The following is a 3,134-nucleotide window of genomic DNA, read 5'->3' as shown; positions in this document are numbered from 1 at the left end:
TTGCCGGTCAGCTCCTCGTTGAGGTGCAGCACCACCTCGGGGTAGCGGCGCGCGGCGGCGCGCATCAGCGGCAGCGCGATCATCGGCGACACGCTCTGCGGCACGGCGGCCACCACGGTGCCCACCACCGAATCGGCGGCCACGTGCACGGCGGCCCGGGCGTCCTGGACCTGCTTGGTGATGCCCTGGGCATATTCATAGAACACCTTGCCGGCCTCGGTCATGGCCACGCCGTTGCGCCCGCGCAGCAGGAGCTGGGTACCCAGCTCGCCTTCGAGCTCGGTCATCTGCTTGCTTAGCGCCGACTGCGCCACATAGAGCTGCTGGGCCGCGCGCGACAGGCTGCCGCAATCCACGATGGCCACGAAATACTTGAACTGGCGCAATTCCATCGGCAAATCTCCGGCCGCCCTCCCTGCAGGCCAGGGGCGGCAGGCCATTGTAGGGAGGGCGCCGCCGGCCGCCGCGCCCCCGCTCGGTCAGTCAGTCGGTCACACAGTCGAAACTGGCCGCCTCGCTGGCGTTGCCCGTGCCCTTGTAGCGCGGGTAGGCCGGGTACCTGCACATCGGCCGGGACATGGTGGTCGCACCCGAAGCCTCGACCTTGCGCAGCACCCGCTTTTGCTGCGAGGCCGGCACGCCTTGCTCGACCCAGGTGGCCATGGCCTGCAGCAGGTCCACCTTGTCGGGCCCGGCACCGCCGAAGCAGTGGCCCACCCCCGGCGCGAGGAACAGTTCGACCGCTTCATCGGCCTTGCGCTGGCCCAGTGTGGAGACCACCTGATCGTAGTAGCGGGCAGTGTCCAGCGCGCTCACCGAAGTATCGGTCGTGCCGTTCCACAGGATCAGCCTGGCGCCCCGCGCGTGCAGCGCGGCGAGGTTCGAGTCCGTCGCACCGAACAGGCCGCCGATGGTGTCCATGCGCGCCAGCCACTGCTCGGGGTTCCAGATGGTGGTGTCGAAGGAGGCATCGCGCGCGATGAAGGAGCGGATGAAGCCGTCCGAGAACAGGCCCTGCGCCGAGGCGCCGCCCAGGCTGGCCTGGGGCCAGATGTACTCGCCCCAGCCCTTGGGCGAGTTCTCGGCGCCGAACGGGTAGCCGGGGTGCGACCAGGCACCGTTGGCCGTGGCGATGGGCGAGGTGACGGTCTGCACGGTGGCGATCTGCGCATCCGACAGGCAGCTGTCGCCGGTATCGCCGCCGCCGGTGCAGCGCAAGGCCTTGGCGTCGAAGCGACAGGCAGCGGGCCGGGCAATGATGCCGTCGCTCAGCCCATCGAGGCCATCGCACTGCGCCAGCACCGCAGTGGCCAACAGGCTCTGCTTGGCCGGGTTCAGCGCGCCGCCAGGGCTCTGGACCTGGCGGGCGATGCGGTTGAACTGCATGAACAGCCCCATCACATTGCCTGCTGGCGCCCGCGCGACGATGCCGTCGAAATCCTCCGGGAAGCGCTGCGCCTGCATCAGCGCGTCATGGCCACCCATGGAGCAGCCCTCGAAGTAGCTGCGCGCAGGCGGCTTGCCGAAGAACTGCGCCATGACCTCCTTGCCCGGCTGCAGGGCCCGGTGCTCCGACTGCTGGGCGAAGTCGAGCAGCTTGGCGGCATCGAGCGCGAACTCGCCTTTGAAGTAGCCCAGGTCGCGCGGTGGTGGATAGTCGTAGCCGCCATTGGTGCCGATGGTCGCGTAGCGCTCGGTGAGTATGGATTCGCTGAACTGCGCCGCGGCGGCCGTGGGCATGGCGCCGTCGAAGCCGCCACCGCCCAGGAAGGCGAGCTTTCCGTTCCAGCCCGTGGTGGGCAGGCGGGCCTCGAAGCGCAGGGCCGAGTCCTTGAAGCGCGCTGTCACCACGCAGTACTCGGGCTGGGGCGGTGCCGCAGCGGCCAGCCGGGCGTCGTCGATGACCACGCTGCCGCCGCCCAGCATCTTGCCCTGCAGGGTGGGGCATTTCTCGGCCAGTTGCATCGGCGGATCCCCGTCTCCGCCGCAGCCGGCCAGGGTAGCGAGTGCGGCGGCGGGCAGCAGCCATTGCATCCATTTCGTCATGGTGGGTCTCCTCATTGGGGGTGGTGATCCGGGCCGGCCGCCGCAACGACCTTGCCGGGGTTGAAGATGTTGTGCGGGTCCAGCGCCTGCTTGATGGCACGCATCAGCGCCACGCCGTGCGGGCCGTGTTCTTCGGCCAGGTAGTGCTGCTTGTGCAGGCCCACGCCGTGCTCGCCCGTGCAGGTGCCGCCATGGTGCAGCGCGCGCTGCACCAGGCGGTGGCTGAAGGCCTCGGCGGCGGCGTTCTCTGCGGCGCTCTCGGGGTTCACCAGCACCAGGCAGTGGAAGTTGCCGTCCCCCACATGGCCGAACACCGGCGCCAGCAGGCCATGCTGCGCCACGTCGGCCTGGGTTTCGGCAATGCACTGCGCCAGGGAGGACAGCGGCACGCAGGCATCGGTGGTCAGGCTGCGGCTGCCGGGCTTGAGCTGCAGGCAGGCGAAGTAGGCATGGTGGCGCGGCGTCCACAGGCGTGAGCGTTCTTCGGGCCGGAGCGCCCACTCGAAGGAACCGCCACCGTGGTTGGCGGCGATCTCGCGCACGGTGTCCGACTGCGCGTCGATCTGCGCTTGGCTGCCGACGAACTCCAGGAACAGCGTGGGGTTCTCGCTCAGCGTGGTGCGGCTGTGGGCGTTGACGGCACGCAGGGTCAGCGCATCGAGCATTTCCGCGCGCGCCAGCGGCACGCCCATCTGGATCGAATCGATCACGCAATCGACCGCCGCCCGCACCGTGGGGAAGTGCACCACCGCCGCGGCGCAGGCCTCGGGGTGCGGGTGCAGGCGCACCGTGGCCTCGGTGATCAGGCCCAGCGTGCCTTCCGATCCGCAGTAAAGCTGCGTGAGGTTGTAGCCCGCCGCGCTCTTGCGTGCCTGCGAGGCGGTGCGCACCACCTCGCCGCTCGCGGTCACCACCGTCAGGCTCACCAGGTTGTCGCGCATGGTGCCGTAGCGCACGGTGTTGGTACCGGATGCTGCGGTGGCCACCATGCCGCCGATGGAGGCATCGGCCCCCGGGTCCACCGAGAAGAAGAAGCCCGTGCCCGCCAGCGCGGCATTGAGCTGCCCGCGCGTGACGCCGGCCTGCAC

General features: G+C 69.8%; 3 protein-coding genes. All 3 read right to left on the bottom strand.

Translation table 11 applies throughout. The features are described from left to right. On the bottom strand, window positions 1–392 hold a 392-nt coding region (locus ACK59X_RS09485; RefSeq protein ID WP_409956800.1), incomplete at its 3' end, for a LysR family transcriptional regulator. Between the two features lie 91 nt (window positions 393–483). Continuing rightward, on the bottom strand, window positions 484–2,046 hold the full coding sequence (locus ACK59X_RS09480) for a tannase/feruloyl esterase family alpha/beta hydrolase (RefSeq protein ID WP_409956799.1): 1,563 nt from the start codon (window positions 2,044–2,046) through the stop codon (window positions 484–486). Between the two features lie 11 nt (window positions 2,047–2,057). Continuing rightward, window positions 2,058–3,134 (bottom strand): FAD-binding oxidoreductase (locus ACK59X_RS09475; protein ID WP_409956796.1); only part of this gene is annotated, 1,077 nt, incomplete at its 5' end.

This window comes from Acidovorax sp., from assembly GCF_046339755.1.
Classification (GTDB): Bacteria; Pseudomonadota; Gammaproteobacteria; order Burkholderiales; family Burkholderiaceae_C; genus Acidovorax.
Note: the sequence above shows the minus strand (reverse complement) of the source record. Positions and strands in the feature narration are given on the sequence as shown.